The organism is Amycolatopsis sp. lyj-108 (genome assembly GCF_046549005.1).
In the GTDB taxonomy this organism is placed as follows: Bacteria; Actinomycetota; Actinomycetes; order Mycobacteriales; family Pseudonocardiaceae; genus Amycolatopsis.
Genome location: NZ_JAJPWQ010000005.1, coordinates 111,719 through 136,789, shown reverse-complemented (window position 1 = coordinate 136,789; position 25,071 = coordinate 111,719). Strand labels below are relative to the sequence as shown.

The following is a 25,071-nucleotide window of genomic DNA, read 5'->3' as shown; positions in this document are numbered from 1 at the left end:
GGTCCTTCCCATCATCGGATCGGTAGGTGAGGCACGTTACCTGCTCGGTCCCGCAGGGCGGGAGTTGTCGTCCAGGTGATGGACGTCATCCCCGCCTGAGTTGCGCGCCAGGGCTCTGCAACACCCGGTTCGCGGTGCCTTCGTGGACACCGGTCAGCACGTCGACCGAAGCGGTGTCCACGAGCGCCTTCGCGACGTCCGCCGCCGACACCGCGGGATGCAGGGACCGGTACAGCGCGGCCACCCCGGCGACGTGCGCGGCGGCCGACGACGTCCCGCTGAGCACCCTGCCGCCGCTGCCCCCGGCGTTGGGTCCCGGCACGTCCACCCCTGGTGCGAACAGGTCGACGACCTCGCCGTAGTTCGACGTCGACCCGACCTGGTCGCTCGCGTCGATCGAGCCGACGGTGAGCGCCTCGGTGACCCGGCCGGGTGAGAACTTCCCGGCGTCGGTGGCCTCGCCGCCCGCAGGAAGGGCGATCGGGACGACCGCCGCGAGCGCGCGGACGGCGGCGTCGAGCTGGTCGTTGGCCGTGCCGCCGATGCCGAGGACGGCCACGGCGGGCTGCTGTGCGTTCTGCGTCACCCAGTCGATCCCGGCGATGATCTTGTCCGTCGCGCCGCCGCCCTGTGCGTCGATCACCCGGACCGGGACGATCTGCGCGCCTTTCGCGACACCGAAGGTCCTCGACGCGGCGACACCGGCCAAGTACGTGCCGTGACCGTTGGTGTCGGCGGTGTCCGTGCCGCCGTTGAGGAAGTCCTTACCGGGCTTCACCCGGCCGCCGAAGTCCGGATGCGCCGCGTCGACCCCGCTGTCGATCACGTAGACCGTGACGTCCTTGGCCTCGGTCTCGTAGTGGTAGAGCTGGTCGAGGCCCGTTCGCTGGTCGATCCGGTCCAGTCCCCAGTTCGGCGGGTTCTGCTGGACTTCCGTCGCGGAGGCGGGCTGCGCCACGAAGACCAGGAGCGCGAGCGCGGCCATGACCCGTACCAGTCGAATGATCATGCCTTGGCTCTACGCCTGTACCCCGGGGGCGGCAACCCCGGAGCGTCACCCGTTCGACTGGTCTTGCCCGATGTGACCGCTGACCGTCGACTTCGGGAAGCAGACCAGCGCGTCGAAGGCGTTGACGACGTCGACGGCGTTGAACAGATGCGCGTGCCGGATGCTCTGGGGTCCCGCGGTTCCGCGTCGCGGGCGGAGATCCACGAGCCCGGGGCCTTCGGCTTCGACGCTGCCTTCCGCCGGTGCGTCCAGTTCCTGGCGGTACACGGTGAACCCGAGTCGCGCGGCCGGATCCGGCTTGAGCCCGGTGGTCTCGCCCTCGACCGCGGTGAGGCCCAGCGCGAAGTAGTCGTCGCCGAACTCGGCCGCCAGATGCGTGCCGGCCGAAGGTGAGGTGAGGCCGGGGAACGGCGAGAACGGGACGCGCTGGAGGTGTCCGTTGTGGAGCATCACGACGATCTTCGTGTCGTCGCCGTGCAGCCGCCGGATCAACCGGACGGTTTCGGCCATGTACGCGTCGCGCGAACCACTCTGCAGGGCGGGCGCGTCGCCGGACATCATCGCGGCGACCTCGGCGAGGTAGGCATCGACACGCAACGCGCCTTCGACGTGATGCTCCGCGACGGCGGTGTTCCCGTAGACGGGACGCAACGAGGTGAGGTGCGTCTTGAGCCGGGTGAGCGCCGCGGTCGCCTTGTCCTTGACCGCGGCGTCGAGCGCGGCGTACTTCGCGGGCGCCTCCGCGCTGCTGACCGACGCGTACCCCTTGGTCGCCTCGATCGCCGCGTCGACAAGGCCCACCGCGGCCTCGTCCACAGTGGACAGGTACGCGCGGACCGCGTCGAGCGACGGCACGGGCGAGCCCGCCGAACTCGGCACGTCGAGACCGAAGTACCGGACGTCACCCCGTTCGCGGAGCCACGTCAGCATTTCGTGCGCCTCGGGCGACTCCCCGAGCGAGAACGTGAAACCGTCGCGGCCGATGTCGGCGACGTCGCCCGGGGCGCCCTTCAGCCAGTCTTCGACGAGCTTTCCCTCGGCGAAGCCGGATTCGAAGGCCACCACCCGGAAGCCGTGCTGCTCGACGAGGTGCTGGAGCAAACGCTTGCGCAGGTCGCCGAACTCGTGGATGTGGTGGTTGTTCTCACCGATGGCGACGATCTTCGCGTCCCCGATGAGTTCGGCGATCTTCGCTGGGTCTGACATACTGGCCACACTAACGCAACAGGAGTAGCAATTGGCAACCTCCGGTACCCAACGACCCGGCGGCCGGACGGAACGCACCCGCCAGGCCGTCCTGCACGCCACCCTCGACCTGCTGGCCGAACGCGGTTTCGGCGAACTGACCGTGGACGCGGTCGCCGAACGGTCCGGCGTGCACAAGACCACGGTGTACCGGCGCTGGTCCTCACCGGACGGCCTCGTCGCCGCCGCGCTCCAGATGGGCGCCGAGGACGACTGGACCGCGCCCGACACCGGGTCGCTCGAGGACGATCTGTACGAGGTGGCGGCGGAGGTCGTGCGGTACTTCACCGAGCCCTCGCTGAAGGAACTGCCCACGGCGTCGGTGCTGGCGGCGTTCCAGTCGCCGCCGGCGGCCGAGGCACTGCACGACTTCTACGCCGACCGGCACGTACGCATGGCGCCGATCGCGGAGCGGGCCGCCGCGCGGGGCGAGATCCCTTCCGGCACGGACGGGGACGAACTGGTGCGGACGGTGTGCGGGCCGATGTTCTACCGGCTCTTTCTGTCGCGGGAAAGCGTCACGGTGGCGGAGGCGCGGGTCGCGGCGCGGGCGGTGGCTGTCGCGGCGCGTGAAGGCGCTTTCGTGCGGTCGCGTGATTAGTCGTGGGATGGGTGGCAACCTGCCGTGGCCGGCGGGCGTATTTCGGTCATGACCAGGGAAGAGCTGCCGCGACCGAAGAACCGCAGGCAACGGCAAGCCGCGCGGGAAGTCCGTCAGGACAGGACCGCGGTCCACGCCGTCATGATCGTTCTCGGCTCCTTCGCCGCGGTGATCTTCGTCGCGGTCGGAATCGCGGGTCTGACAAAGGTGTCGGAAGCGGCGGACCGGGAGGACGCGCTCGAAACAGTGTTCTACTGCTTCGTCCTCGCGGCCCTCGGTGTGGGGTTCGCCTTCGATGGACTCAGAAGGCGTAAGAAGCGCGGTTGAGCCTTGGGGGAAGGTGGTCGCGGGACCCGCTTCGGTGGTGCCGCACCAGTCCTCTCGCTGTGGACAATGCGGGACCGTGTGGATTTTGGTGCGTTGGATGACCCGAAATCCACACGGTCGAGCGTGAACGGTCCGGTCACGCAGGTGGGAGTGGCGAGGCAGTCCAGAGGTTGGCAGTTTCCCGAGTACGTGAAGGACCCCTTCCTGTACCTAGGCGCAAGGAAGGACCCCTTCATGTACTTCGAGCTGGGCATGCCGAGGGGCCCGTCGCCGGTGTGGCTGGCGGGCTCCTCGGGGGTCACGCGTGGTGGAGGGTGTTGCGTCGGGGTTTTCGGAGCGGGTCTCGGTATTGGGGTGGGATGAACTCCGGTAATCCATCGGCCGCCATCTGTACTTCCCAGTCGCCGTGGTGGATCAGCCGGTGGTGGAAACCGCACAGCAGAACGAGATTCCGGAGATCCGTAGGGCCTCCGTCTGCCCAGTGATGAATGTGGTGTGCGTGACAGTTCTTCGGCCGCCGGTGACAGCCGGGGAAGGCGCAGCCACCGTCGCGGATGTTCAAGGCGCGGCGTTGGCCGGGGGTGACGAACCGCCGCAGCCGTCCCACATCCAAGGGTTCCCCTGCGGCGCTCATCACGACCGGCAGCATCAGACAGTCGCAGGCCGCCAGCCGGGCCTCGCGAGCCGTCATGGTCCCGACAAAGTCCAAGCAGGCGGTCCCGAGACCGGACTTGAGTTCGTCGAGGCCGATGGTGACATGCAAGAGGGTGCGGTAGCCGCTGGTGCCGGGTTGGTCGGGGCAGGCGATCGCGAGGTCGAGGATGTCGACCCAGGCATCACCCATGCGTTCGCACTTCATCCGCAGATCCGCCTGGCCGAACTCGTCCACCGGCCGCGGTTGCGCGTAGGCCTCCAGAGCCGCCGCGGTGCGGGCACCGGTCTCGTCATCGAGGAGACCGGTGAGTTTCCAGAAGCCGTCTTTGCGGCGCTCCAGGGTGATCTCGCGGCGCGGCTGAGCGGGTTCGGGATCCTTCGGCTCATTGCCATCCGGATCGAGCCAGGCGAGCAGGTTCACTTCGGCGTCCGCGAGTTGGCGAGGTCCGGCGTCGCGGGCGAGGTCGGCGAGAATCTTCTCCGCACTCGCCCGATCCTCAACAGAGGTATCGGCCGGGAGCTTCTTCAAGACCTCCAGGATCTGGTCGATCCGCTCATCCCCAACCAGTCCTTCCGCGGCGACAGCAGCGGTAGCCGGTGCGACAGGCGGAACCTCGGTGCCATCCAAGGCCCGGGTCGGGTTCAGGGCGATGGCCCGATTCACCACCGCACCCGCCTCACCGACCGACAACCCCGCTACATCAGCGAACCAGTTCGCCGTACGGCCATACCCGTACAAGTCCTTGACACCACGAGACTCGACCTCCGCCAAGAACCGCCCCAAACCGGCGGTGGCCATCCTGATCACCTGCAACGACTGCTGCACACCATGAGCAAGCTCCAGCTTGCCAGCGCGCCACAAGTCCTGCGGCAACTCGGGAAGGAAAGTCTCGGACACCCCTCAAGAATACCGCAAAACAATCGAACACGCGTTCGTAATTTTAAGCAACAATTAAATCGAACTAACAACACTGAAGAGTGAGCGAGCTCGAACCACGAGCTCAGCGCCGAAGGAATGAGGACAGTTTTACCGTCAACACCAACGCCTTCCAGGCCCCACACTGGCATCTCCATGTCAAGAGAGGGAGCCGTCATGACCGAAGAGGTCCGGAACCGGCCGCTGGAGATGCCGCGCCAGCTCAAGTTCGTCCGTGTTTTCCTTTGGGTGCAGGCGGTTCTCAACATCCTCGTCAGCGCGCTGGTGACCGCGCTCGCGATCAACGAGCTCGACCACGGCAACGAGGAAGCGGGGCTCGCGCTGGCGTTGGCGCTCCTCGGTTTCGTTGTCGCCGTCGTGTTGATCGCTTGCGCGATAAGGATTTCCCGCGGTTCGGCCTGGGTGCGGCCGACGGTGATCGCCGTGGAGGGGCTGGCCGTGGTCATGGGGGTGATCAGCCTGGTCAACGGCGGGGCGATCACTCAGCTGATCGGGATGGGCATCGCCATCGGCATCATCGTCACCCTCAACAAGCCCGAGGAACGTGCCTGGTTCACCCGCTGACGAGGTCGATCCGGTAGCGCACTTCGGAGAGCGGGATGTCTTCGCCGGGCATGGTGTCGGTCTTCGTCGCCCCGTCCGGCAGCCATCCCGCGGCCGCGTAGAAGCGCTGGGCGCGATCGTTGGTGTCGAGCACCCAGAGTGTCGCCTCGCGGTGCCCCGAATCACGCAGCGCGGCGACGGCGGTGTCGAGCAGCTGCCTGCCCAGTCCCGTACCCCAGCGGTCGGGTTCGAGGTAGATCGCGCGCAGTTCCCCGCGGATCCGGTCGACGGCGGTGAAGCCGAGGAGCGAGCCGTTCTCGACGAGGACCAGGATGTCGCCCTGGTTGGCGGGATCGGCGAGGGTCCGCTGCCAGCGGGCGGCCCGGCCTTCGACCGACAGATCGCGCAGGTACAGCTCGGGCAGCAGGCCTTGGTACGCCGCCTGCCATGACCGGACGTTCACCTCGGCGATGGGCCAGGCGTCGTCGACGGTCGCGGGGCGGATCGTCGCCATCGTCAGCCGTTCACCTTGCGGGCGGCGAGACCGGTCACGACGGCGAGCGCGAGCACCATCGCCAGCGCGATCCCCCAGCCCGCGCCGGTCACGCTCGAACTGCTCGGCATCGCGTAGAAGAGCATGCACACCATGACGATGCCGCCTCCGGCCACACCGCCGAGGAACGCGACCCCGAACGCCGCCGGCCTCAGGGAGACGCCGAGCAGCGTCCCGATGAGGAGGGTCACCGAGACGACGAGGTAGACCGCGCCCTCGTCGGCCCGGCTCGACGAGTAGCCGACGAGTTCGATCGCCTCCACCACGAGTCCGACGGCGCCGCAGGTCCCGGAAACGAGCGCCGCCACGGCGAGGGCGCCTCGCGGTTTCCCCAGCCCGAGCCGGAAACTCCGGTCACTCCGCACCGACACCAGCGCGCAGACGGCCGCGGCGAACAGGCAGCCGTCGGCGAGGACGAGGACGACCGGCCCGGACGGCATCACTGTGAGCAGCGCCAGCCCGCACAGCGTTCCCGGGCCCGCCATCCGGCGCGTCTTCGGCAGGAACATCGCGATCCCCGCACCGATCGCGAAGACGACGAGCGGCAAGGCGGTCCAGCCACCGTCTTCGAAGAAGTCCTCCACGCTGCTGCTGAACTGGAAGCCGATGACCACCAGGTACACCGCTGCCGCGAAGGCGAGCAGCCCGGCGGCGACAGCGAACGAGTCGCGTTTCGGTCGCGCGGGCACGGCCGGTCCGGGTTCCGGGAGCGCGGGCACGGCCGGTTCAGGCATCGGGAGTACGGGTGGGTCAGGGTTCCTGGAGGGCTCCGGAGTCGGCGCGGGCGTGTGCACCGGCCGCGGTTCCGGCACCGGTTCGGGTTCCTGGACGACCTGCCCCTCGACCCGCACCTCCACCTCACCGGTCGGTCCGGTCACGGTGATCCGTCCGTCGAACGCCCCGAGTTCCGCCAGGTCCAGGGAGAGCTCGGCCCCGTCGCCGGTCTCGGTCACCCGCAACCAGGAATGCGACGACGCGAACCGGCAGGCCCGTGCGATCGGCGGCCCTTCCAACCTGATCCGCGCCACCGGCGCCGTTCCCCGGACGACCTCGCCGAACCGCACCACGTCGGGCTCGGTCCGCACGCGCGCTTCCCGCCGCGCCAGGTCGGCGGCCTCGGCGATGTGCTGGATGTCGGTCTGCGCCATCGTGGTGAGGACTTCGTGCGCGCCGATGGCGACGGAGAGGTTCTCGCTCGTCAGCCGTCGCTGGAGTTCCGTCACCGCGCCGAGGCGGGTGAACATGTTCGGATCCTCGCTCGCCGCGCGCAGGTCGGCCGGGACCGGCGACGGTTTGATCCGGCGGCGTCTGCTCCTGGCGAGGTAAAGCTCGCCCTGCATCTCGATGTCGCGGCTGGGCGTCTGGTTCGGGTTCCGTTCGCGGACGCTGTCGAACAGGTAGTCGTAGAGCTCGCTGAGCGCGACCCAGCCGTCTTCGTCGCGATCCGCGTCCCCCGTCCGGAGCCCTTCGACCAGCGCCGAGGTGAACACCGACGGCCGGGCGTGGTCGTCGGCGAGGTGATCGCCCTCGAAGGCGTATTCGATGGAGTTCGACGCGGTGATCACCGCACGGCCGCGGCCGCCGAAACCACCGCCGGGAAACGCGTCGAGCACGTTGGCCTCACCGGAGGCGCGCACCGCGACCCCTTGGCTGAAAGCGCCGCCGTAGCAGCAGTCCAGCAGGAGGACGATGCTCCGCGATCGGCTCATCCGCATGCAACGCTGGACGAAATCGGCGGGAACGGCGCTCGACGCCAGCCGCTCCGGGCGGGTGTTGCGGGCGGCGAAGAACAGCTCCCCCGATTCGCTTTTCAAGCCGTGACAGGAGAAATGCACCAGCAGGACGTCGTCCGGCGCGCTGTCGGCGAACAGGTCCTCGACCCGGCTCGCGATCACGTGGGCGGTCTCGTCGCGCACCACCTGGACGTCGAACTCGCTGATGTTGCGATCGGAGAGGACCTCGGCGAGCGCTTCGGCGTCAGCCGCCGGGGACCGCAGCGCGCTCAACCCGGGGTTGTCGTACTCCCCGTTGGCGATGATCAAGGCACGCCGCTCGCCGGTCATGACCCCGAATGCCTGCCCACGAAGAGGTCGACGAGCTTGTCCTGATCGGTGACGCTCGCTTCGGACAGCTCCAGCACATCGCCGTCGATCTCCAGCCGCACTGTGCGTTTGACCCGGCCGCCGCGCGAAAGCCATTCCCGCACGGCCGCGACGACCGAGCGCAGGCCTTCGGCGGACTGTCCCAGCGTGACCAGCAGTCCGCCCACCGTCGCGACGTCGAAGGCACGTGAGCCGGGCGGCGGCGGACCGGCGGGCAGCGCCTTGACCTCGGCGACCCCGCGATCGATCAGTTCGCTTCGGAGATACCCGGTGAGCTGGTCGACGCGCTCGGCGTCGGCCCCGTCCTCACCGAGCTGGACACGAACCGCTGACGTCATCCCCGGCCTCCCTCGCCCGCACAGAACGAGGCTGTGCAGAACAAGGGAACCCCTCGGCCCGCCCGGCGGCAAGGTCCGATCGGGCAGAGATGTCCATGTCAGCTTTTTTCCAGATACTCCACGCGATCTTCGTCGACGACGTCGGCGATCATATGCGCCAGCCCCAAGTAATTCCCCAGAGCCGGGTCCTTCTCGACGATTTCCAACGCGCGTGCCCTCGCTTCGGCGATGACGTCCTCGTCGCGCAGCAGCGACAGCAGTTTCAGGGTCGACTTCTTCCCCGACTGCGCGGCACCGAGGATGTCGCCCTCGCGGCGCAGTTCCAAGTCCATTCTGGACAGTTCGAAACCGTCCGTCGTGGACTCGACGGCGGCCAGCCGCTCGCGGGTCGTCGTCCCGTCCAGGGTTTCGGTGACCAGCAGGCAAAGCCCCGGCACGCTGCCCCGGCCGACCCGGCCGCGCAGCTGGTGCAGCTGGCTGATGCCGAACCGGTCGGCGTCCATGATCACCATCGCGGTCGCGTTCGGCACGTTCACACCGACCTCGATCACGGTGGTGGCGACGAGCACGTCCAGCTCGCCCCTGGAGAACGCCTGCATCACGGCGTCCTTGTCGTCACTGGGCATCCGGCCGTGCAGGACGCCGATCTTCAACCCCTTCAACTGTCCTTCGGCCAGCTCGGGCGCCACGTCGAGGACGGCGAGCGCGGGGCGCTTGTCGCCCTTGTCCGAGGCCGGTTCGTCGCCGATGCGCGGGCAGACGATGTAGGCCTGGTGGCCCTTGCCGCATTCCTCGCGGACCCGCTGCCACGCCCTGTCCAGCCAGGCGGGCCGCTCCGCGACCGGCACGACCGACGTCTTGATCGGCGACCGGCCGACGGGCATCTCGCGCAGCGCGGAGATCTCCAGATCGCCGTAGACGGTCATCGCGACCGTGCGCGGGATGGGCGTCGCGGTCATGACGAGCACGTGCGGGCTGGTCTCGTCAGAGCCGCGGGAACGCAGCGCGTCCCGCTGCTCCACCCCGAACCGGTGCTGTTCGTCGACCACGGCCAGGCCAAGATCCGCGAAGGAAACCGTGTCCTGGATGAGCGCGTGCGTGCCGACGATGATCCCGGCCTCGCCGCTGACCGTCTCCAGCAACGCCTTCTTGCGTTCCTTGGCGCCCATCGAACCGGTCAGCAGGGTCACGCGCGTCGCGTTCTCCGCGGCGCCGAGCTCACCCGCCTGCCCGAGGTCGCCGAGCATCTCGCGCAGCGACCGGGCGTGCTGCGCGGCGAGGACCTCCGTCGGCGCGAGCATCGCCGCCTGCCGCCCGGAATCGACGACCTGCAGCATGGCGCGCAGCGCGACCACGGTCTTGCCGGAACCGACCTCACCCTGCAGCAGCCGGTTCATCGGATGTTCGGTGGACAGGTCTCCGGCGATCTCCTCACCGATCTCCTGCTGGCCGGAGGTCAGCGCGAACGGGAGCCGTTTGTCGAAGGCGTCGAGGATGCCGCCCTCGGCGTGCGGACAGGCTTTCGCGGGCCGCGAGACCAGGGAATGCCGTCGCTGCGCGAAAATCAGCTGCACCGCCATGGCTTCGTCCCATTTGAGCCTGTCCCGCGCGGAGTTCAGTGCCTGCCAGCTCGACGGCCGGTGGATACCGCGCAGCGCGCTTTCCAGGCTGGGCAGGCCGTACCGGGCCAGCAGCTCGATCGGCATCGGGTCCTCGTCGACCTCCAGCACGTCCAGCACCTGCCGGACGGCCTTGCCGATCACCCAGGTCGGGATCCCCTGCGCCGCCGGGTACACCGGGATGATCTCGGCGAGGAAGTCGTCCATCGCCTCGGCCTGGCGCTCGGCGTCGAAGAGTTCGTACTCGGGATTCGCCAGTTGCAGGACGTCGCGGAACGCGGTGACCTTGCCCGCGAAGAGGCCGTTCTTGCCGGGCACGAGTTCCTTTTCGCGCCAGGCCTGATTGAAGAAGGTGCACTGAAGACGACGTTTGCCGTCGGTGATCACCATTTCGAGCAGCGTGCCGCTGCGTGCCTTCATCCGGCGTTTGCTGACCCGCTCGATCCGCGCCATCACGGTCGCGTGCTCGCCGAGTTCGAGCCCGGCGATGTCGGTGAGCTGGCCTCGTTCGGCGTAGCGGCGCGGGTAGTGGCGCAGGAGGTCGCTGACCGTCTCGATCTTGAGGCCCTTGGCGAGTGCCTTCGCCGTCGCCGCGCCCACGACCAGTTTGAGGTCCGCGCGCAGGTTGGTCATGCGGTCACTCCACCCCCATCAGCAGCACGGCGTCGGATTGGCCGCCGGCGTAACTCGTCAGCTCGACCTCGGGATGTTCCAGGCGCAGCTGATCGGCCAGCTCACCGGGCAACCGGACCGGCACGTCCACCCCGGTCAGCACGGTGACCAGTTCGCCGCCGAGGGCCAGCATCCGGTTCAGCACGCCGACCGCGGCCGCGACCAGGCTCGTCTCCGAGGCGGGCGCGGGCTCGATCAGGACGACCTCGCCGTCGACGAGGCCGACGACGTCACCGGCCTGCGCCCGGCCCACCCAGGTTAGCGACTCCTCCTGCGCGATCCGCAGTTCGCCACGCCTCGTGGCGGCGGCCGCTTCGGCCATCGCGACCACGTCGTCGTTGGTGCGGCGGTCCTTGTCGTGGACGGCCAGCGCGGCGAGCACCTGGACGGGTGACACGCAGGGGATGACCACGACATCGCGATCCGCGGCCATCGCGTGACCCGCCGCCGCGTCGGCCGCCGCGGTCAGCTCCTGACCACCCGGAAGGACGGTGACGTGATGCCCGGCCGCCTCGTTGATCAGGCCCAGCATCTCCTCGACCGTCGGCGCGCCACCCGGCGCCACGGACAGCACCGCGACCCCCTCGGCCCGCAGCAGTTCGGCCAGCGGCCCGCCGTGGACCACGGCGACCACCGAACGGTCGATACCGCCGCCGACCTCGACCGGCGTGGGCGTGATCAGCGGCTCGACCCGGACCCGGCGGGGACGGCCGAGCTCGATCCCGGCCTCCAGCGCCGCGCCGATGTCCGCGCAGTGCACGTGGACGGCGTACGCGCCGGCGCCGTCCCCGGCGACCGTCACGCTGTCGCCGAGGCCGCTGAGGGTCTTGCGAAGCCCGGGGAGACTGCCTTCGTCGACGTCGTCGAGCAGGTACATGACCTCCCAGGCCGTCGGCGCGTCGACCGTGTGATGGTGATGTGCCTCGAGCGGGTGCTCCGGCTCGACGAGGCTGCCGGAGATCACGCCGGCAAGGGCATCGAGGACCGCGACCAGGCCACGGGCGCCCGCGTCGACCACACCGGCCACCGCCAGGACGGGCAGCTGCTTCGGGGTCTCTTCGAGGGCTTCGGCGGCGACGCTGGCCGCCGCGGCGGCTACCTCTTCGAGTGACCCTGTCGCGTCACGGACGGACGCGGCGACAGTGTGAAGCACGGTCAGGATGGTCCCGGCCACCGGACGGCTCACCGCCCCCGTAGCGGCCCTGTCCGCGCATCCGAGCGCCTCCGCGAGCCCGGGCCCGTCGATTTCCCTGGCCGCCGCCGACTCGGCGATCCCGCGCACGACCTGCGACATGATCACGCCCGAATTGCCCTTGGCCGCCGCGACCGCGCCCTTGGCGAACACCGACAGCGCCTCCGCGGCCGTCGCCGGCTCGGCCTCCGCCAGCGCCTCACGGGCCGCGGTCAGGGTGAACAGCAGGTTGGAACCGGTGTCGGAATCGGCGACCGGGTAGACGTTGATGCCGTCGATCGCCGGCCGGAGCACCGCCAAGCTGTGCACGCAGGCCGCCGACCAGGCCGACACCGCCGCCACGTCCAGCACCCGCACGCCGTAACCTCCTAGCTGTTCCAGCGAGGGTATCGACCCGGTGCCGGAGGGCTCTGAGCCACTGGTTACTATGGTCGAGTTGCCCAGCATGCTGGGCGCATCATTCTTTGTCCCAGATCCAGAGGAGTTCGACGTGGCTGCCGTGTGCGACGTCTGTGGCAAGGGACCGGGCTTTGGCAAGTCGGTCTCGCACTCCCACCGGCGTACCAACCGCCGGTGGAACCCGAACATCCAGACCGTTCACGCCAAGATCGGTCTGTCCCAGCGCAAGCGCTTGAACGCCTGCACCTCGTGCATCAAGGCGGGCAAGGTCGTTCGCGGCTGAGCCAGGTTTTTGGGGAATGGCGGGTGCTCTTCGGAGCACCCGCCATTTTTTATGGGCAGGTTCGCCGTACTCCGAAGCGCCCGCCCCAGCCAGGAGTCCGTGAGGGCCTCCTTCCCTACCCTCAAGGTAGTGAAGGAGGCCCTCACGGACTTTGGTGTCACCTCAGGAGTCACACCGGTCACTTGCTGCAACGAAAGGTCAGGGAAGCTTCCAGTCCACGGCACCGGCGCCCTGCTGCTCCAGCAGCTCGTTCGCCCGGCTGAAAGGGCGCGAGCCGAAGAAGCCGGCGTGCGCCGAAAGCGGGCTCGGGTGCGCCGACTCGATGCACGGCACCTTCCCCAGCATCGGCTTCAGGTTCCGCGCGTTGCGGCCCCACAGGATCGCCACCATCGGCTCGTCCCGCGCGGCGAGGGCCTTGATGGCCTGCTCGGTGACCGCTTCCCAGCCCTTGCCCTGGTGCGAGTTCGACTTGCCGGGCTGCACCGTCAGCGACCTGTTGAGCAGCAGCACACCCTGGTCGGCCCACGGCGTCAGGTCGCCGTTCGACGGCAACGGGTGCCCGAGGTCTTCGCAGTACTCCTTGTAGATGTTGATCAGGCTCTTCGGGATCGGCCGGACGTCCGGCGCCACCGAGAAGCTCAGCCCGACGGCGTGCCCGGGCGTCGGGTACGGGTCCTGGCCGACGATCAGCACCCGCACGTCGTGAAACGGCTGCTGGAACGCCCGCAGCACGTGTTCACCCGCCGGGAGGTAGGTCCGGCCCGCGGCGATCTCCGCGCGGAGGAACTCTCCCATCGCGGCGACCTGCGGCGCCACCGGTTCGAGGGCTTGCGCCCAGCCTGCTTCGACGATGTCCTGCAGCGGTCGTGCGGTCACGGCGTGCGAGCTTACTCACGTCACCCGAGCCGGCGAAGTTCGACCCGGAACCGGGCCGCACGCTCGACATAACCATCGACGACGAGCTTGATCATGTCCGGCCCGAAAGAAGTGTTCGGCCGCGTTTTCGCCGGGACGCCGAGCGCGATGTGCCCACTGTCCACATGGGACCCGTAGGAGAGAACCGCGCCCGCGCCGACCATCCCGCCGTCCTCGACGACGGTTCCGTTCAGCACCACCGAGCCCGACGCGATCAGGCAGCCCTCGCCGATCCGCGCGCCCTCGATGTGCACGGAATGCCCGACGGCGGAGGACTTCCCGATGATCGTCGGCTCCTTGCGGGTGCAGTGCAGGACGCAGCCGTCCTGGACGTTCGACCGCTCACCGATCTCGATGTGGCCGTGGTCGCCGCGCAGCACCGTCTGCGGCCACACCGACGCGAACGCCGCGATCCGGACGTCGCCGATCACGGTCGCGTCGGGGTGGACGTAGGCGTCGGGGTGGATCGACGGTTCGAGGTCACCCAGTGCGTAGATCGGCATGCGTTCTCCTAGACCAGCGACTTGCCGAAGCAGATGCTCTCCGGTTCGTCCTTGTAGTACCCGAAACCCGGGATTTCCCGGTACCCCGCCGACAGGTACAGCGCGATGGCTTCCGGCTGTTTGTCACCGGTCTCCAGCACCATACGCAGCCGTCCGGCCTCGGCGGCCGTCCGTTCCAGGTCGGCGAGGATCGCCCTCGCGAGGCCTCGTCCCCGTGCCGAAGCCAGCACGAACATGCGCTTGATCTCGGCGTCACCGGGCAGCAGGGGATCCGGCCCGTCGTGCGCCCGCCAGGCACCGCACGCGACCGGGGCGTCGTCCAGGTAGGCGGCCAGGAACAGCCCCCTCGGCGAGGCGAACTGCGCCGCGTCCATCGGCGTCTCGTCTTCGCTGCCGTACCGGGCGGCCAGTTCGAACTGGGCTTCGGCCAGCAGCTTCACCGCGTCGGGGTGGTCGTAGGGCAGCACGCGAAGGTCCATGAGCGCGAGATTAGCGAGTGGACGAGCCGTCCCCCAACGTAGATTCGCACTCATGTCGATCGAGACGTCCATCACCGGCCTCGCCGAGGCTCCACTGCGCCAGGCCCGCAACTCCGCCGCGTTCTGGGCCGCGACCGGCCGTTCCCGCGGCCACGAGGTGATCCGCCGTCGTGGCTTTCTCGCCGTCGCCGGTGACGAGCGCGCGGGGCTGCGCGTCCTGATCCAGGAGCCCGACCTCACCGCCGCGGAACTGGCGGAGATCACCGAGCTCGCGGCGCGGGCGACGGGGCCGGTGGAGGCCGAGGATCCCTTCAGTGTCACCGATCTGAACCATCTCGGGGATATGCGCAGCTGGCAGATGCCCGTCATGCTGCGTCCGCCCGCACCGGTCGCCGAACCCGCCATGGAAGTGGTCCGAGTGCACGAGGAAGCGGATCTGCGGGCGGCCGAACGCGCGGTGACCGAAGGTTTCGAACTCGCGCGGTTCCGGCCGGGCGAGATGTTCCCGATGGCCATCCTCGATCAGCCGGGGGTCGCCGTGTTCGTCGCGCGACTCGACGGCGAGGTCGCCGGCGCGTGCGTCACGGTCGTCGAAGACGGCTTCGGCAGCCACTACTGGGTCGGCACGCCGGAAGCCTTCCGCTCTCGCGGCGTCGGACGGGCGGTGATGCTCGGCTCCCTCGCCCCGCTGGCGGAGCTGCCGGTCACCCTCACCGCGTCCCGGCTCGGCAAGCCGCTGTACGAATCGCTCGGTTTCACCGCCGCCGCGCCCTCGACCTGGTGGGCCCCACGGTCCTAGCGCCAGTGCTGCCAGCCGCTGTCGTGCCCGTACCGCTTCCCGTCCACCGTCACCCCCGAATCCGGCATGGTGACGACGCCGATCTCGGTCCAGCCCTCCGGCAGGTCGGCGAACGAGGGGAAGGTCGCCGCGAACGCGTGGTCCTCGCCGCCGGTGAGGACCCATTTCAGCGGGTCGGCGCCGAGCGCGGTGCCGACCTCGGTCAGCCTGCTCGACACGTCGAGATCCGCCGTGCGCACGTCGATCCCGACGCCGGAGGCCGCGGCGATGTGGCCGAGGTCGGACAGGAGCCCGTCGGACACGTCGATCATGGACGTCGCGCCGCCGTCGGCCGCGCGGATACCCGCCTCGTAGTCCGGTTCGGGGCAGCGTTGCGCGTTGACCACGCTGACCGGTGAGCGGAAACCCCGCCCGAGCACGGCGAGCCCGGCGGCGGCCCAGCCGAGCCGTCCGCAGACCGCGACGACGTCGCCGGGGCGGGCACCGGAGCGCGTCACCGGTTCCCTGCCGCCGAGGTCGCCGAGGGCGGTGACACTGATCACGATCTGATCGGCGCGCACCATGTCGCCGCCGACGATCCCGACGCCCGCGCGGTCGGCTTCGAGCCACATGCCCCGCGTGAGTTCGGTGACGAGTGCCGTCTCGGTGTCCGGCGGGCACGCGAATCCCATGAGGACGGACGTCGGGCGCGCGCCCATGGCGGCGATGTCGGTGAGGTTCACCGCGACCGCCTTGCGCCCCACCTGTTCGGCGCTGGACCAGTCGAGCCGGAAGTGGACGCCCTGCACGAGGACGTCGGTGGAGGCCACCGTCCGGCCGTCGGGGCTGGCCACGACGGCCGCGTCGTCTCCCGGTCCGAGCAGTGTCGTCTCCGGTTGTTTCCGGTCGGCGGTCACCGCCTCGATCAACCGGAATTCACCGGTCCCGGCGACCGTGCCGTCTTTCGGTGACACCCGTCACCTCCACTTTCCCTTGTCCGGACAAATGTCGATCACCGATAGTCGGATGCCCTAGGTTTTTCCCGGGGCTGGCGATACGTTGCTACAACGTTCCTACCTTGAGCCGACTTTTACGAAGGGGCGCGCCGTGGTCCACGCATACATCCTCATCCAGACCGAGGTCGGCAAAGCCGCCGCGGTCGCCGCGGAGATCTCCACCATCTCCGGTGTCACCAGTTCGGAGGATGTCACCGGCCCTTACGACGTCATCGTCAAGGCCGCCGCCGACACCGTCGACCAGCTCGGTCAGCTCGTGGTCGCCAAGGTGCAGAACGTGGAAGGCATCACGCGGACGCTGACCTGCCCGGTCGTGCATCTGTAAGAGATGGTGTAGTGGTCCGGTGGCTGACACGGACACCGGCGCTCCCCCGAAACCCCTGCTGATCGCGGCCGCCTGCCTGGCGGTGCTGCTCGTCGCGGGCGTGGCCGTCTTCGGGCTGACCCGCGGCGCGGATCCCGTCGCCCCGGCCGCCGACGGCCCGCTCCCGCTCGTCCCGGTCCCGGCACCGCAGTCGGGGTCGCCCGAGTGCGCGAAACTCGTCGGCGCGCTCCCGCACGAGCTCACGTCGTCCGGGAACACGCTGGTCCGCCGGAAGCTGGCCGATCCCGCGCCCGAGGCGACGGTCGGCTGGGGCACCGGCGACCCGGTGGTCCTGCGGTGCGGGCTCGGCAAGCCGCCGGAGCTCACCCGGACCTCGCAGCTGCGGACGATCAACGGCGTCCAGTGGCTGCAGGTCGAGGGTGAGGGCACCGCGACGTGGTTCGTGGTGGACCGTCCTGCTTACACGGCGCTCACCGTGCCGGACACCGCGGGGACCGGGCCGCTCCAGACCGTTTCCGAGGTCATCGCCGCCAACCTCCCCGCGGTGCCGCTGCGCTTCTGATCAAGGCAGCAGAAGACTCTTCCCGGTGTATCGCCGCGCCTCGATGTCCGAGTGCGCGACGGACGCGTCCGCCAGCGGATACGTCCGGCCGATGATCGGCGTCAGCTTCCCGTCGGCCGCCTGCCGCAGCACTTCCCGCACCCGGCGCGGGTTGTCGGGCCAGAACCCGACCAGCTGCGCCATGTCCACAACGGACAGCCGGGCGCGGTCGGCGTCGCCGATCGCGGTCTCCGCACCGCTGGACATGCCGTAGCCGGAGAAGCGGCCGCCGTTCTTCAGCAGTGCCAACGAGGCGGCGCCGAGTTCGCCGCCGACGCCGTCGAAGACCACGTCCAGGCGGTGACCGCCGGTGCGGGCGAGGACCTCTCCCGTCCAGTCCGCCGCCGAGTAGTCGACCGGCTCGGCCCCCAGTTTCCGCGCGATCGCCGCCTTTTCGTCACCGCGGACCGCCGCGATGACCGTCGCTCCCGCCGCGCGGGCGAGCTGCACCAGCACGCTGCCGAGCCCGCCGACGCCAGGCGCCACCAGGATCCGCTCCCCGGCCTTGACCGGGGTCTTCTCCAGCAACGCGAGTGCGGTGCTGCCGTCGTCGAAAAGCGCCACCGCGTGCTGGGGATCCAGCCCGTCCGGAATCGGGAAGGTGTCGTCCGGCAGCGCGACGACCGTGTCCGCGTATCCCCCGCCGTAGCCGCCGGGCGCGTGGCTGAGGACCTGCTTGCCGAGCCAGGCTTCGTCGACTCCGGCACCCACGGCGTCGACGGTGCCCGCCACCGACCCGCCCGGTACGTACGGCGGTTCGATCGCGAACACGTCGGGTCCGTCGCCTCGCCTGATGAGGGCGTCGAGCCAGCCGACTCCGGCCGCTGTCACCGCGACGCGGAGCTCACCCTCCGCCGGTTCGGGGGTCGGCACTTCGACCTGTTCGAGAACGCCGGGATCGCCGAACCGGGACACTCTGATCTCACGCATGATCGCAAGCTATGACCTCCAGTTCGCTGGAGGTCAACCGAGCACGGCGATCAGCGGTTTGAGGGCGGATCGCAGTGCCTCCCGCGAGCAGCCCGCGTAGCCGATGAGGTTCCCGAACACCGTCGGCGTCCCGGCGAAATGCCGGGCCAGGCCGTCGAGCCGGATCCCGGCGCGTTCCGCCGCCGCCATCCGCGCCGCCTCGTCGGCCGCCGAGCCGCACGGGACGACCAGATGCGCGCCCGCGTCGTCGCCGAGCACCGGGATCCCCGCCGACGTCAGCGCGGCCGAGACCAGGGAGCGGCGCTCCGACAGTTCCCGCCGGAGCTTCCGCAGGTGCCGCCCCAGATCACCGTGCCGCGCCAGCTCGGCGAGTACTCGCTGCCCCGCGGGCGAAGGGCGTGTCCCAGTCGCTTCGCGGTACTCCAGCACCGCGGCCGCGACCGGGGACGGCGCGACCATCCAGCCCGCGCCCAGCGCCGGGGTGAGGATCTTGCTCGTGGTGCCGAGATGCGCGACGACGTCGGGCGCGAGCGCGGCCAGCAGCGGCAGTGGCGCGACGTCGAACCGCAGCTCGCCGTCGTAGTCGTCCTCGATCACCAGCATGCCCTCGGCGCGGGCGAGTTCGACGAGGTCGACCCGGCGGGACGCGCTCATCCGGCTGCCGAGCGGATACTGGTGCGCGGGCGAGCAGTACACGGCGCGCACGTCGGCGGGGACGGCGTCCGGGCGCAGTCCTTCTTCGTCCACCGGGACGGGCACGACCTCCATCCCCGCCCGCCGGAACGCCTGCACCGCGCGCTGATAACCCGGCTCCTCGATCGCGACCCGGTCGCCGCGCGAGAGCACCGCTCCCGCGAGTTCGATCACCGCCGCCGTCGTCCCGCCGGTGGCCAGCACCGTTCCGGCCGCGAGGCCGCGGTGGCGCAGGAGATGTTCGGACACGGCGTCCCGGTACGCGGGCAGGCCCGCCCTGTCCTCGCGATAGGTCGGGCGCGGATCGGCGGCGGCCCGCCACGCCCGGCGCCAGGCGGCCTTCTCGATGCCGTCGGCCCACGGGACACCCGGGGTGAGGTCGACCAGCGTGGGTGGTTTGGCGGGGGTGCCGGGCACAGGACCTTTCGACGGCCTGTCCGCGGGCGGCGTGGTGGTGACATACGTGCCCGAGCCATGGCGGCCCGCGATCCAGCCCTCCGCGTGAAGCTGCTCGTACGCCGCCGACGTCACCGTGCGGCTGACGCCGAGCCTGCTCGCGAGCGCCCTGGTCGAGGGCAGCCTGTCGCCACCGCGCAGATGCCCGTCGCCGGCGGCCGCGCGCAACGCGTCGGCCAGCTGGACCGCGAGCGGGACGAGCGAATCGCGGTCGAGGCTGACCGGCAGGGCGGTGTCGGACATGCTGTACTCCACACTTCCAGAAGTGGCCTTCTCAAGTATAGGAGAATTGGCCGTTATTACAGGCCACTCTGGTGGGTGAGACTGCTCGCATGTCCACCCCGCTCTCACCCACCGACAGGACCACTCTCGGCCGCAAGAAGAACCGCGCGCTCAGCGACCGCTCGGCGCTGTACGCGGTGCTCGACGAAGGCCTGATCTGCCACCTCGGCGTCGTGCGCGACGGCGCCCCGGTGGTCATCCCGACCGGCTACGGCCGCGACGGGAACACGCTCTACCTGCACGGATCCACCGGGGCGAAGAGTATGCGCGATTCCGACGGCGTCGAGATCTGCGTCACGGTGACCCTGCTCGACGGCATCGTCTACGCGCGCTCGATCAACAACCACTCGATGAACTACCGCAGCGCCGTGATCCTGGGCAAGGCCGCCGCGGTCACCGACGCCGACCGGAAGATGCACGCCCTCCGCGTGCTGACCGACCACCTCGCGCCCGGTTCGTGGGAGCACGCGCGCGACGTCAACGCGAAGGAGTTCGCGTCCGTTTCGGTGCTGGAACTGGACCTCACCGAGGCGTCGGTGAAGATGCGCGGCGAGGGCCCCGACGATCCCGAGGACGAGGTCGCGGCCGACCTCTCGTGGGCGGGGGTGCTGCCGGTGCGGACCGTGTTCGGGGAACCGGAGCCGTCGGCGGACCTGGTTTCGGAGTGGACGGTGCCGGAGCATGTGAAGGGGCGGGTCGGGTAGCGCTCACCAACGCTAGGAAAGGACCTTTCCTTGCAAATTTTGCAAGGAAAGGACCTTTCATAGCACGCGCGGGAGGGGTCGCGCGGGAGGGGGTCACGCGCGAAAGCGGGTCACGCGCGGTGGCGCGGCAGCCGCACTGTGAACGTCGTCGCCCCCGGCACGCTCGCGACCCCGATCGTCCCGCCGTGCGCGGAGACCAGCGAGAGCACCACCGAAAGCCCGAGCCCGGTCCCGCCGTTGCCGCGCGTGCGGGCGGTGTCGACGCGGTAGAACCGGTCGAAGATCCGCTCCCGCGCTTCCGGCGGGATCCCCGGCCCGGCATCGCTCACCCGCAACACGACCTCCGAGTCCGAAGCCGAAGCCGACAAAGCGACCGCCGTCCCGGGCGGCGTGTGCACCGCGGCGTTGGCGAGCAGGTTGTCGAGCACCTGCCGCAGGCGCACCGGATCCGCTTGCAGGACAACACCTTCCGGTAGCGCGCCGAGGCTCAGCGGATGCTCCGGGCGGCCGGCGGCGAAGGCCTCCCCCGCGTCGGTGATCAGCTCGGCGATGTCGACGTCGACCAGCCGCAGCGGCGCCTCGGTCTCCGGCGCGTCGAGGCGCGCGAGGAGCAGGAGGTCGTCGACGAGCACGCTCATCCGCTCGGTCTCTTCCCGGATCTTCGACAGATGCGCGTCGCGTTCGGCGGGTTCGTTCGCCGCGGCGTAGCGGAAAAGCTCGGCATAGCCCCGGATCGACGTCAGCGGTGTGCGCAGCTCGTGGGAGGCGTCGGCGATGAACCGCCGCAGCCGTTCGTTCGCCTCCCGGCGCGCGACCAGTGAGGAATCGAGGTGCGCCAGCATCAGGTTGAACGCCGTCCGCAGCTCCTCGACCTCCGCGCCGCCGCCGTTCGCCCGCGCGCGCACCGGGAGATCGGCGTTCGTGGTGAGGTCGTGCGACGCGATGTCGTGTGCCGTCCCGGCCATGTCGCTCAGCGGCCGCAGCCCGCGCCGCAGCACCAGCCGTCCCGCGATCACCAGCACCGCCAGCGCCAGCAGGAACGCGACGACCTCGACCATCACCAGCTGGCTCACCGTCCGGTCCAGATCGGCCTGCGGGGCGGCGCTGACCAGCACGATGTTCCGGTCCGGCTCGATCGGGCAGGCCCGGACCCGGTAGGTGCCCTTGTCCTCGATGTAGACGGTGCGCAGCACTTCGGTCCGCGTCGCGTCCTCGGCGACCTTTTCGAGCGCCTTCGTGTCCGGTGGCAGGGAACCGCCGGCCTGCGGCAGCGCGTCGCCGTCCTGCACCGCGAACACCGCGGAGAACCAGCCGTAGGCCTGCTGCGGTTTCCCGCCGTGCGTGGAGCGCAGCGACGGCACCTGGCTGATCTGGGTCTTGGCGAGCTGTTCGTCGAGCCGGTCGTTCAGATAGCCCTTCATGATGCCGACCATCACGGTGCCGACGACGGCGAACACGACCAGCGCCAGCACCCCGAGCCCGAGCGCCAGCCGGGTCCCGAGCCTCGATCGGCGCCAGGCGTCGTACCACCGGCGCAGCATGGTCATCTCGCCGCCTGCCGGACGACGTAGCCGACTCCGCGCACGGTGTGGATCAGCGGTTCGTTGCCCGCGTCGAGTTTGCGGCGCAGATGCGAGATGACGAGTTCGACCACATTGGACCGGCCGCCGAAGTCGTACTCCCAGACGTGGTCGAGGATCTGGGCCTTGGTCAGCACCGACGGCGAACGCCGCATGAGGTAGCGCAGCAGTTCGTACTCGGTCGGGGTCAGCTCCGCGGGTTCACCATTGCGGACGACTTCGCGGGTGTCCTCGTTCAGGGTCAGGTCGCCGACCCGCAGCACCGCCGCCTTGGCCTGGTTGGTGCTGCGCCGCAGGACCGCGCGCAGGCGCGCCATCAGTTCCTCGACGGAGAACGGCTTGACGAGGTAGTCGTCGCCGCCTCGGGTGAGCCCGGCGACACGATCCGCCGTCGCGTCCTTCGCGGTGAGGAAGACGACGGGCACCGCCGTCCCGGACTCGCGCAGCTTGTCCAGCACGGTGAACCCGTCGATGCCCGGCAGCATCAGGTCGAGCACGACGATGTCGGGCGCGAATTCGGCGGCGCGTTCGAGCGCGGCCTCGCCAGATCCGGCGGTGACGGCCTGCCAGCCCTCGTAACGGGCGACGGTGGCCACGAGGTCGGCGATATGCGGCTCGTCGTCCACCACCAGCAGGCGGACGGGGTTCTCGGTGTTCACAACGCCATCCTCCGTTAACGCGCGCGCGAGGGCGAGGCGGGAGCGCACACGACAGGAAGCCGACAGCTTCCGCCAAGAAAGGTCACAGGTTGGCACAGCAGGCTCAGCACTTGAACCGGCAAGGAAGGGACCACGTGTGACCACCATGACGCAGACCGCCGTGAGGCCGCGCCCGGCGATCCGTCCCAGGATCGCCGCACGCGCCGGGCTCTTCACCTTCCTCGGGGCCAACGTGGCCACCGTCACCATGCTCTTCTTCGCAGCCGGGCCCTCGGACAACGTGCTCATCGGCATCGGCAGGCTCGCCGGGCTGTACGGGGCGCTGGCGATGGCGTTCCAGCTGCTGCTGGTCGCCCGGCTGCCGTGGTTCGACCGCCGCCTCGGCATGGACAAGCTCACCGGCTGGCACCGCTGGACCGGGTTCAGCCTGCTGTGGACGTTGCTCGCCCACTTCGTGTTCATCGTCCTCGGCTACGCACAGGTCGAGGACAGCGGCGTCGTGGACGAATTCGTCACGATGGTGACCAAACTGGAGGGGATCCTGCGCGCTGTCGTCGCGTTCGCGCTGATCCTGCTCGTCGGCGCCGTTTCCGCCCGCTTCGCCCGCCGCCGGCTGGCGTACGAGACCTGGCATTTCCTCCATCTCTACACCTATGCCGCGGTCGTGCTGGCGTTCAGCCATCAGATCGCGCTGGGCGGCTCGTTCGCGTCGTCGCCGGGGGCCCAGGTCTATTGGTGGGCGGTGTGGGGTGTCGCGCTCGGCTCGGTCTTCGCCGGGCGTGTGGCGCTGCCGCTGGCGCGAAACCTGCGTCACAAGTTGAGGGTCGTCGCCGTGGTCCCGGAATCCGACGACGTCGTCTCGGTGTACATCTCCGGCGAGCACCTCGACAAGATGCCTGCGCGGGCGGGCCAGTTCTTCCTGTGGCGCTTCATGACCAGGGATCGCTGGTGGCAGGCCAACCCGTTCTCGCTGTCGGCCGCGCCGGACGGCCGCACCCTGCGGCTGACCGCGAAAGCCGCCGGTGACGGCAGCGCGTCCTTGCGGTCGCTGAAGGTCGGCACCCGCGTGTTCGCAGAAGGCCCGTACGGCGCGTTCACCACGATGCACCAACAGAAACCGGACGCGCTGCTGGTCGCGGGCGGCGTCGGGATCACGCCGATCCGCGCGCTGCTGGAGGAGATCTCCGGCCACGTCGTCGTGCTCTACCGGGTCCGCACCCAGTTCGACGCCGTCCTGCTGCCGGAGCTGATCGGGCTCGCGCGGGCGCGCGGCGCGGTCGTCCGGGTCCTCAGTGGACCGTCCGATCAGGCCGGTCCGCACGGTCCGGTGCTCGGCGCGCACAGCCTGCGGCAGCTGGTGCCGGACATCCGGGAACGGGACGTCTTCGTCTGCGGTCCGCCCGGGATGACGTCGGCGACGCTGCGCAGCCTGCGGGAACTACGGGTGCCGAACCAGCAGGTCCACGCCGAACGCTTCAGCCTCGCCGCCTGAGTCAGGGAGTCCCGATCATGAAGAAGACCATCGTCGCCGCCACGGTCGCGCTTTCGGCCGCGGGCTTCCTCGGTGTCTGGCTGTACGAACCGGGCCCGCTCGGATCGGAGACCGTCGCCGTCGCCGCACCCGCCCCGACATCGTCTACTTCGGACGGTGGCGCGTCCGAAGGCGCCGAGCGCACCATCGACGGTTCGGTCGAGAGCAACCGCTACGGCACCGTGCAGGTGCGGCTGGTGATCTCGGCCGAGGACAAGATCTCCGAAGTCCGCCTGCTGCAACGGCCGACCAGCGGCCGCGGGGTCTCCGCGATCCCGATTCTGCAGGAGGAGACGCTGACCGCGCAGAGCGCCGACATCGACACCGTCTCCGGGGCGACGTCGACGAGCGAGTCGTACGTCAAATCGCTGCAGGCGGCGCTGGACGCCAGATGAACCGCGTCGAACAGGTGATGGGGCTGCCGGTCTCGGTCGACGTCCGTGCGGGCGGCGCTCTCGTCGACCACGCCATCGACGGCGTCTTCGGCTGGCTGCGTGAGGTCGACGCCCGGTTCAGCCCGTTCAAGGCCGACAGTGAGGTGTGCCGCTACGACCGCGGCGAACTCGCGCCTTCGGAGCTGAGCGACGACCTCCTGGAAGTGCTTTCGCTGTGCGATCACTACGAACGGCTGTCCGGCGGGGCGTTCACCGCCCGGCTCCCCGGCCGCCGGCTCGACCCGAACGCGGTGGTCAAGGGCTGGGCGGTGCAGCGGGCGGCGTCCCTTCTGCTGGCCGAAGGCCTGGACGTCTTCTGCCTCAACGCGGGCGGGGACGTCGTCACCGCCGGCGAACCGGAACCCGGCCGCGCTTGGCGGGTCGGCATCCGGCATCCCGAACAGCCCGGCGCGGTGTGCGCCGTGGTGGAATCGTCCGGCGGCGCTGTCGCGACTTCGGCTGAATACGAGCGTGGCGCGCACATCCTGGACGGGCGGACCGGGCGCCGGCCCACCGGGCTGCTGAGCGTCACGGTCGCGGCCGGCGACCTCGTCACCGCGGATTCCCTGGCCACGGCCGCGTTCGCGATGGGGACCGAAGGGATCGCGTGGGTCGCGTCGCAACCGGGATGCCAGGTGCTGGTCATCGACGCGGAACGGCAGGTGCATCGGTCGCCCGGGCTTCGGCTCGCTTAAACCGTTGGCCGGGCTT

At 69.8% G+C, this 25,071-nt stretch carries 27 protein-coding genes; 11 read left to right on the top strand and 16 right to left on the bottom strand.

The genetic code is table 11. The features are described 5' to 3' along the window. Nucleotides 1-85: 85 nt before the first annotated feature. Nucleotides 86-1,009 (bottom strand): S8 family peptidase, encoded by a 924-nt coding sequence (locus ACLJO0_RS20000; RefSeq protein ID WP_410579997.1) that lies wholly within the window; start codon nucleotides 1,007-1,009, stop codon nucleotides 86-88. Between the two features lie 45 nt (nucleotides 1,010-1,054). Beyond that, nucleotides 1,055-2,215 carry an erythromycin esterase family protein gene (locus ACLJO0_RS19995; RefSeq protein ID WP_410579996.1) on the bottom strand — a complete coding sequence of 387 codons (1,161 nt, stop codon included), beginning with the start codon at nucleotides 2,213-2,215 and terminating at the stop codon, nucleotides 1,055-1,057. A 31-nt stretch (nucleotides 2,216-2,246) separates the two neighbouring features. On the opposite strand from ACLJO0_RS19995, the gene ACLJO0_RS19990 reads away from it, so the two are divergent. Both ACLJO0_RS19990 and ACLJO0_RS19985 read left to right on the top strand, forming a co-directional pair. Then, nucleotides 2,247-2,855, top strand: a complete 609-nt coding sequence (locus ACLJO0_RS19990) for a TetR/AcrR family transcriptional regulator (RefSeq protein WP_410579995.1) — start codon at nucleotides 2,247-2,249, stop codon at nucleotides 2,853-2,855. Between the two features lie 48 nt (nucleotides 2,856-2,903). Next, the gene (locus ACLJO0_RS19985) at nucleotides 2,904-3,182 is read left to right on the top strand and encodes a hypothetical protein (RefSeq protein WP_410579994.1); all 279 of its coding nucleotides are present in this window, start codon (nucleotides 2,904-2,906) and stop codon (nucleotides 3,180-3,182) included. Nucleotides 3,183-3,480: 298 nt separating this feature from the next. Here the strand turns inward: ACLJO0_RS19985 and ACLJO0_RS19980 are convergent, their stop codons facing one another. After that, nucleotides 3,481-4,734: a DUF222 domain-containing protein gene (locus ACLJO0_RS19980; RefSeq protein WP_410579993.1), complete on the bottom strand. Its 1,254-nt coding sequence runs from the start codon at nucleotides 4,732-4,734 to the stop codon at nucleotides 3,481-3,483. A 195-nt stretch (nucleotides 4,735-4,929) separates the two neighbouring features. On the opposite strand from ACLJO0_RS19980, the gene ACLJO0_RS19975 reads away from it, so the two are divergent. Beyond that, nucleotides 4,930-5,337 (top strand): hypothetical protein, encoded by a 408-nt coding sequence (locus ACLJO0_RS19975; protein WP_125792568.1) that lies wholly within the window; start codon nucleotides 4,930-4,932, stop codon nucleotides 5,335-5,337. On the opposite strand, the gene ACLJO0_RS19970 is transcribed toward ACLJO0_RS19975, so the two are convergent. The 5 genes from ACLJO0_RS19970 to ACLJO0_RS19950 all read right to left on the bottom strand — a co-directional run bounded on the left by ACLJO0_RS19970 (nucleotide 5,327) and on the right by ACLJO0_RS19950 (nucleotide 12,149). After that, the gene (locus tag ACLJO0_RS19970; RefSeq protein ID WP_410579992.1) at nucleotides 5,327-5,830 is read right to left on the bottom strand and encodes a GNAT family N-acetyltransferase; all 504 of its coding nucleotides are present in this window, start codon (nucleotides 5,828-5,830) and stop codon (nucleotides 5,327-5,329) included. The two genes, ACLJO0_RS19975 and ACLJO0_RS19970, sit on opposite strands and share 11 nt — an antisense overlap. 2 nt (nucleotides 5,831-5,832) lie before the next feature. Beyond that, nucleotides 5,833-7,932 carry a caspase, EACC1-associated type gene (locus ACLJO0_RS19965; protein ID WP_410579991.1) on the bottom strand — a complete coding sequence of 700 codons (2,100 nt, stop codon included), beginning with the start codon at nucleotides 7,930-7,932 and terminating at the stop codon, nucleotides 5,833-5,835. Further along, the gene (locus tag ACLJO0_RS19960; RefSeq protein ID WP_410579990.1) at nucleotides 7,929-8,309 is read right to left on the bottom strand and encodes a hypothetical protein; all 381 of its coding nucleotides are present in this window, start codon (nucleotides 8,307-8,309) and stop codon (nucleotides 7,929-7,931) included. The genes ACLJO0_RS19965 and ACLJO0_RS19960 overlap by 4 nt, the downstream gene beginning before the upstream one ends. 98 nt (nucleotides 8,310-8,407) lie before the next feature. Further along, nucleotides 8,408-10,561, bottom strand: a complete 2,154-nt coding sequence (recG, locus tag ACLJO0_RS19955; RefSeq protein ID WP_410579989.1) for an ATP-dependent DNA helicase RecG — start codon at nucleotides 10,559-10,561, stop codon at nucleotides 8,408-8,410. A 4-nt stretch (nucleotides 10,562-10,565) separates the two neighbouring features. After that, nucleotides 10,566-12,149, bottom strand: a complete 1,584-nt coding sequence (locus ACLJO0_RS19950; protein ID WP_410579988.1) for a DAK2 domain-containing protein — start codon at nucleotides 12,147-12,149, stop codon at nucleotides 10,566-10,568. 133 nt (nucleotides 12,150-12,282) lie between these two features. Between ACLJO0_RS19950 and rpmB the strand changes: the two genes are divergently transcribed. Then, nucleotides 12,283-12,474, top strand: coding sequence for a 50S ribosomal protein L28 (gene rpmB, locus ACLJO0_RS19945; RefSeq protein ID WP_007031450.1), 192 nt, complete (start codon nucleotides 12,283-12,285; stop codon nucleotides 12,472-12,474). Nucleotides 12,475-12,672: 198 nt separating this feature from the next. Here the strand turns inward: rpmB and ACLJO0_RS19940 are convergent, their stop codons facing one another. From ACLJO0_RS19940 to ACLJO0_RS19930, 3 genes are read right to left on the bottom strand one after another with little or no spacing between them, the layout of a single operon-like run. Beyond that, a complete protein-coding gene (locus tag ACLJO0_RS19940) occupies nucleotides 12,673-13,350 on the bottom strand; it encodes a uracil-DNA glycosylase (protein ID WP_410579987.1) in 678 nt (225 codons plus the stop codon). Between the two features lie 20 nt (nucleotides 13,351-13,370). Then, the gene (locus ACLJO0_RS19935) at nucleotides 13,371-13,892 is read right to left on the bottom strand and encodes a gamma carbonic anhydrase family protein (RefSeq protein WP_125792561.1); all 522 of its coding nucleotides are present in this window, start codon (nucleotides 13,890-13,892) and stop codon (nucleotides 13,371-13,373) included. Nucleotides 13,893-13,900: 8 nt separating this feature from the next. Next, on the bottom strand, nucleotides 13,901-14,371 hold the full coding sequence (locus ACLJO0_RS19930) for a GNAT family N-acetyltransferase (protein ID WP_410579986.1): 471 nt from the start codon (nucleotides 14,369-14,371) through the stop codon (nucleotides 13,901-13,903). 52 nt (nucleotides 14,372-14,423) lie between these two features. Between ACLJO0_RS19930 and ACLJO0_RS19925 the strand changes: the two genes are divergently transcribed. Beyond that, nucleotides 14,424-15,170: a GNAT family N-acetyltransferase gene (locus tag ACLJO0_RS19925; protein ID WP_410579985.1), complete on the top strand. Its 747-nt coding sequence runs from the start codon at nucleotides 14,424-14,426 to the stop codon at nucleotides 15,168-15,170. Here ACLJO0_RS19925 and ACLJO0_RS19920 read toward each other — a convergent pair. Then, nucleotides 15,167-16,123, bottom strand: coding sequence for a thiamine-phosphate kinase (locus ACLJO0_RS19920; protein ID WP_125786685.1), 957 nt, complete (start codon nucleotides 16,121-16,123; stop codon nucleotides 15,167-15,169). The two genes, ACLJO0_RS19925 and ACLJO0_RS19920, sit on opposite strands and share 4 nt — an antisense overlap. A 133-nt stretch (nucleotides 16,124-16,256) precedes the next feature. On the opposite strand from ACLJO0_RS19920, the gene ACLJO0_RS19915 reads away from it, so the two are divergent. Next, on the top strand, nucleotides 16,257-16,490 hold the full coding sequence (locus tag ACLJO0_RS19915) for an Lrp/AsnC ligand binding domain-containing protein (RefSeq protein WP_005160289.1): 234 nt from the start codon (nucleotides 16,257-16,259) through the stop codon (nucleotides 16,488-16,490). 19 nt (nucleotides 16,491-16,509) lie between these two features. Further along, nucleotides 16,510-17,052, top strand: a complete 543-nt coding sequence (locus tag ACLJO0_RS19910) for a DUF3515 domain-containing protein (protein WP_410579984.1) — start codon at nucleotides 16,510-16,512, stop codon at nucleotides 17,050-17,052. Here the strand turns inward: ACLJO0_RS19910 and ACLJO0_RS19905 are convergent, their stop codons facing one another. After that, nucleotides 17,053-18,021, bottom strand: a complete 969-nt coding sequence (locus ACLJO0_RS19905; RefSeq protein WP_410579983.1) for a zinc-binding dehydrogenase — start codon at nucleotides 18,019-18,021, stop codon at nucleotides 17,053-17,055. A 33-nt stretch (nucleotides 18,022-18,054) separates the two neighbouring features. Continuing rightward, entirely contained in the window at nucleotides 18,055-19,413 is a 1,359-nt protein-coding gene (locus tag ACLJO0_RS19900) for a PLP-dependent aminotransferase family protein (RefSeq protein WP_410579982.1), read from the bottom strand. Between the two features lie 89 nt (nucleotides 19,414-19,502). Here ACLJO0_RS19900 and ACLJO0_RS19895 point away from each other — a divergent pair, with 89 nt between their 5' ends. Further along, nucleotides 19,503-20,156, top strand: a complete 654-nt coding sequence (locus ACLJO0_RS19895) for a pyridoxamine 5'-phosphate oxidase family protein (RefSeq protein WP_410579981.1) — start codon at nucleotides 19,503-19,505, stop codon at nucleotides 20,154-20,156. 110 nt (nucleotides 20,157-20,266) lie between these two features. Here the strand turns inward: ACLJO0_RS19895 and ACLJO0_RS19890 are convergent, their stop codons facing one another. Together ACLJO0_RS19890 and ACLJO0_RS19885 are read right to left on the bottom strand one after the other, a co-directional pair. After that, a complete protein-coding gene (locus tag ACLJO0_RS19890) occupies nucleotides 20,267-21,703 on the bottom strand; it encodes a sensor histidine kinase (RefSeq protein WP_410579980.1) in 1,437 nt (478 codons plus the stop codon). Then, a complete protein-coding gene (locus tag ACLJO0_RS19885; protein WP_410579979.1) occupies nucleotides 21,700-22,395 on the bottom strand; it encodes a response regulator transcription factor in 696 nt (231 codons plus the stop codon). Before ACLJO0_RS19885 ends, ACLJO0_RS19890 begins: the two co-directional genes overlap by 4 nt. Before the next feature lie 136 nt (nucleotides 22,396-22,531). On the opposite strand from ACLJO0_RS19885, the gene ACLJO0_RS19880 reads away from it, so the two are divergent. Genes ACLJO0_RS19880 through ACLJO0_RS19870 form a run of 3 tightly spaced genes read left to right on the top strand, consistent with a single transcriptional unit; the run spans nucleotide 22,532 to nucleotide 25,055 of the window. Further along, entirely contained in the window at nucleotides 22,532-23,887 is a 1,356-nt protein-coding gene (locus ACLJO0_RS19880; protein WP_410579978.1) for a ferric reductase-like transmembrane domain-containing protein, read from the top strand. A 17-nt stretch (nucleotides 23,888-23,904) separates the two neighbouring features. Further along, on the top strand, nucleotides 23,905-24,321 hold the full coding sequence (locus ACLJO0_RS19875; protein ID WP_410579977.1) for an FMN-binding protein: 417 nt from the start codon (nucleotides 23,905-23,907) through the stop codon (nucleotides 24,319-24,321). After that, nucleotides 24,318-25,055: an FAD:protein FMN transferase gene (locus ACLJO0_RS19870; protein WP_410579976.1), complete on the top strand. Its 738-nt coding sequence runs from the start codon at nucleotides 24,318-24,320 to the stop codon at nucleotides 25,053-25,055. The genes ACLJO0_RS19875 and ACLJO0_RS19870 overlap by 4 nt, the downstream gene beginning before the upstream one ends. Nucleotides 25,056-25,071: the final 16 nt, after the last annotated feature.

Excerpts from the sequence above, each read along its gene's own strand:
- ACLJO0_RS19970 (WP_410579992.1), bottom strand. The coding sequence starts at position 5,830 with ATGGCGACGATCCGCCCCGCGACCGTCGACGACGCCTGGCCCATCGCC.
- recG (WP_410579989.1), bottom strand. The coding sequence starts at position 10,561 with ATGACCAACCTGCGCGCGGACCTCAAACTGGTCGTGGGCGCGGCGACG.
- ACLJO0_RS19875 (WP_410579977.1), top strand. The coding sequence starts at position 23,905 with ATGAAGAAGACCATCGTCGCCGCCACGGTCGCGCTTTCGGCCGCGGGC.
- ACLJO0_RS19895 (WP_410579981.1), top strand. The coding sequence starts at position 19,503 with ATGTCCACCCCGCTCTCACCCACCGACAGGACCACTCTCGGCCGCAAG.
- ACLJO0_RS19930 (WP_410579986.1), bottom strand. The coding sequence starts at position 14,371 with ATGGACCTTCGCGTGCTGCCCTACGACCACCCCGACGCGGTGAAGCTG.
- ACLJO0_RS19905 (WP_410579983.1), bottom strand. The coding sequence starts at position 18,021 with ATGCGTGAGATCAGAGTGTCCCGGTTCGGCGATCCCGGCGTTCTCGAA.
- ACLJO0_RS19995 (WP_410579996.1), bottom strand. The coding sequence starts at position 2,215 with ATGTCAGACCCAGCGAAGATCGCCGAACTCATCGGGGACGCGAAGATC.
- ACLJO0_RS19935 (WP_125792561.1), bottom strand. The coding sequence starts at position 13,892 with ATGCCGATCTACGCACTGGGTGACCTCGAACCGTCGATCCACCCCGAC.
- ACLJO0_RS19900 (WP_410579982.1), bottom strand. The coding sequence starts at position 19,413 with ATGTCCGACACCGCCCTGCCGGTCAGCCTCGACCGCGATTCGCTCGTC.
- ACLJO0_RS19975 (WP_125792568.1), top strand. The coding sequence starts at position 4,930 with ATGACCGAAGAGGTCCGGAACCGGCCGCTGGAGATGCCGCGCCAGCTC.
- ACLJO0_RS19890 (WP_410579980.1), bottom strand. The coding sequence starts at position 21,703 with ATGACCATGCTGCGCCGGTGGTACGACGCCTGGCGCCGATCGAGGCTC.
- ACLJO0_RS19960 (WP_410579990.1), bottom strand. The coding sequence starts at position 8,309 with ATGACGTCAGCGGTTCGTGTCCAGCTCGGTGAGGACGGGGCCGACGCC.
- ACLJO0_RS19870 (WP_410579976.1), top strand. The coding sequence starts at position 24,318 with ATGAACCGCGTCGAACAGGTGATGGGGCTGCCGGTCTCGGTCGACGTC.
- ACLJO0_RS20000 (WP_410579997.1), bottom strand. The coding sequence starts at position 1,009 with ATGATCATTCGACTGGTACGGGTCATGGCCGCGCTCGCGCTCCTGGTC.
- ACLJO0_RS19925 (WP_410579985.1), top strand. The coding sequence starts at position 14,424 with ATGTCGATCGAGACGTCCATCACCGGCCTCGCCGAGGCTCCACTGCGC.
- ACLJO0_RS19965 (WP_410579991.1), bottom strand. The coding sequence starts at position 7,932 with ATGACCGGCGAGCGGCGTGCCTTGATCATCGCCAACGGGGAGTACGAC.
- ACLJO0_RS19985 (WP_410579994.1), top strand. The coding sequence starts at position 2,904 with ATGACCAGGGAAGAGCTGCCGCGACCGAAGAACCGCAGGCAACGGCAA.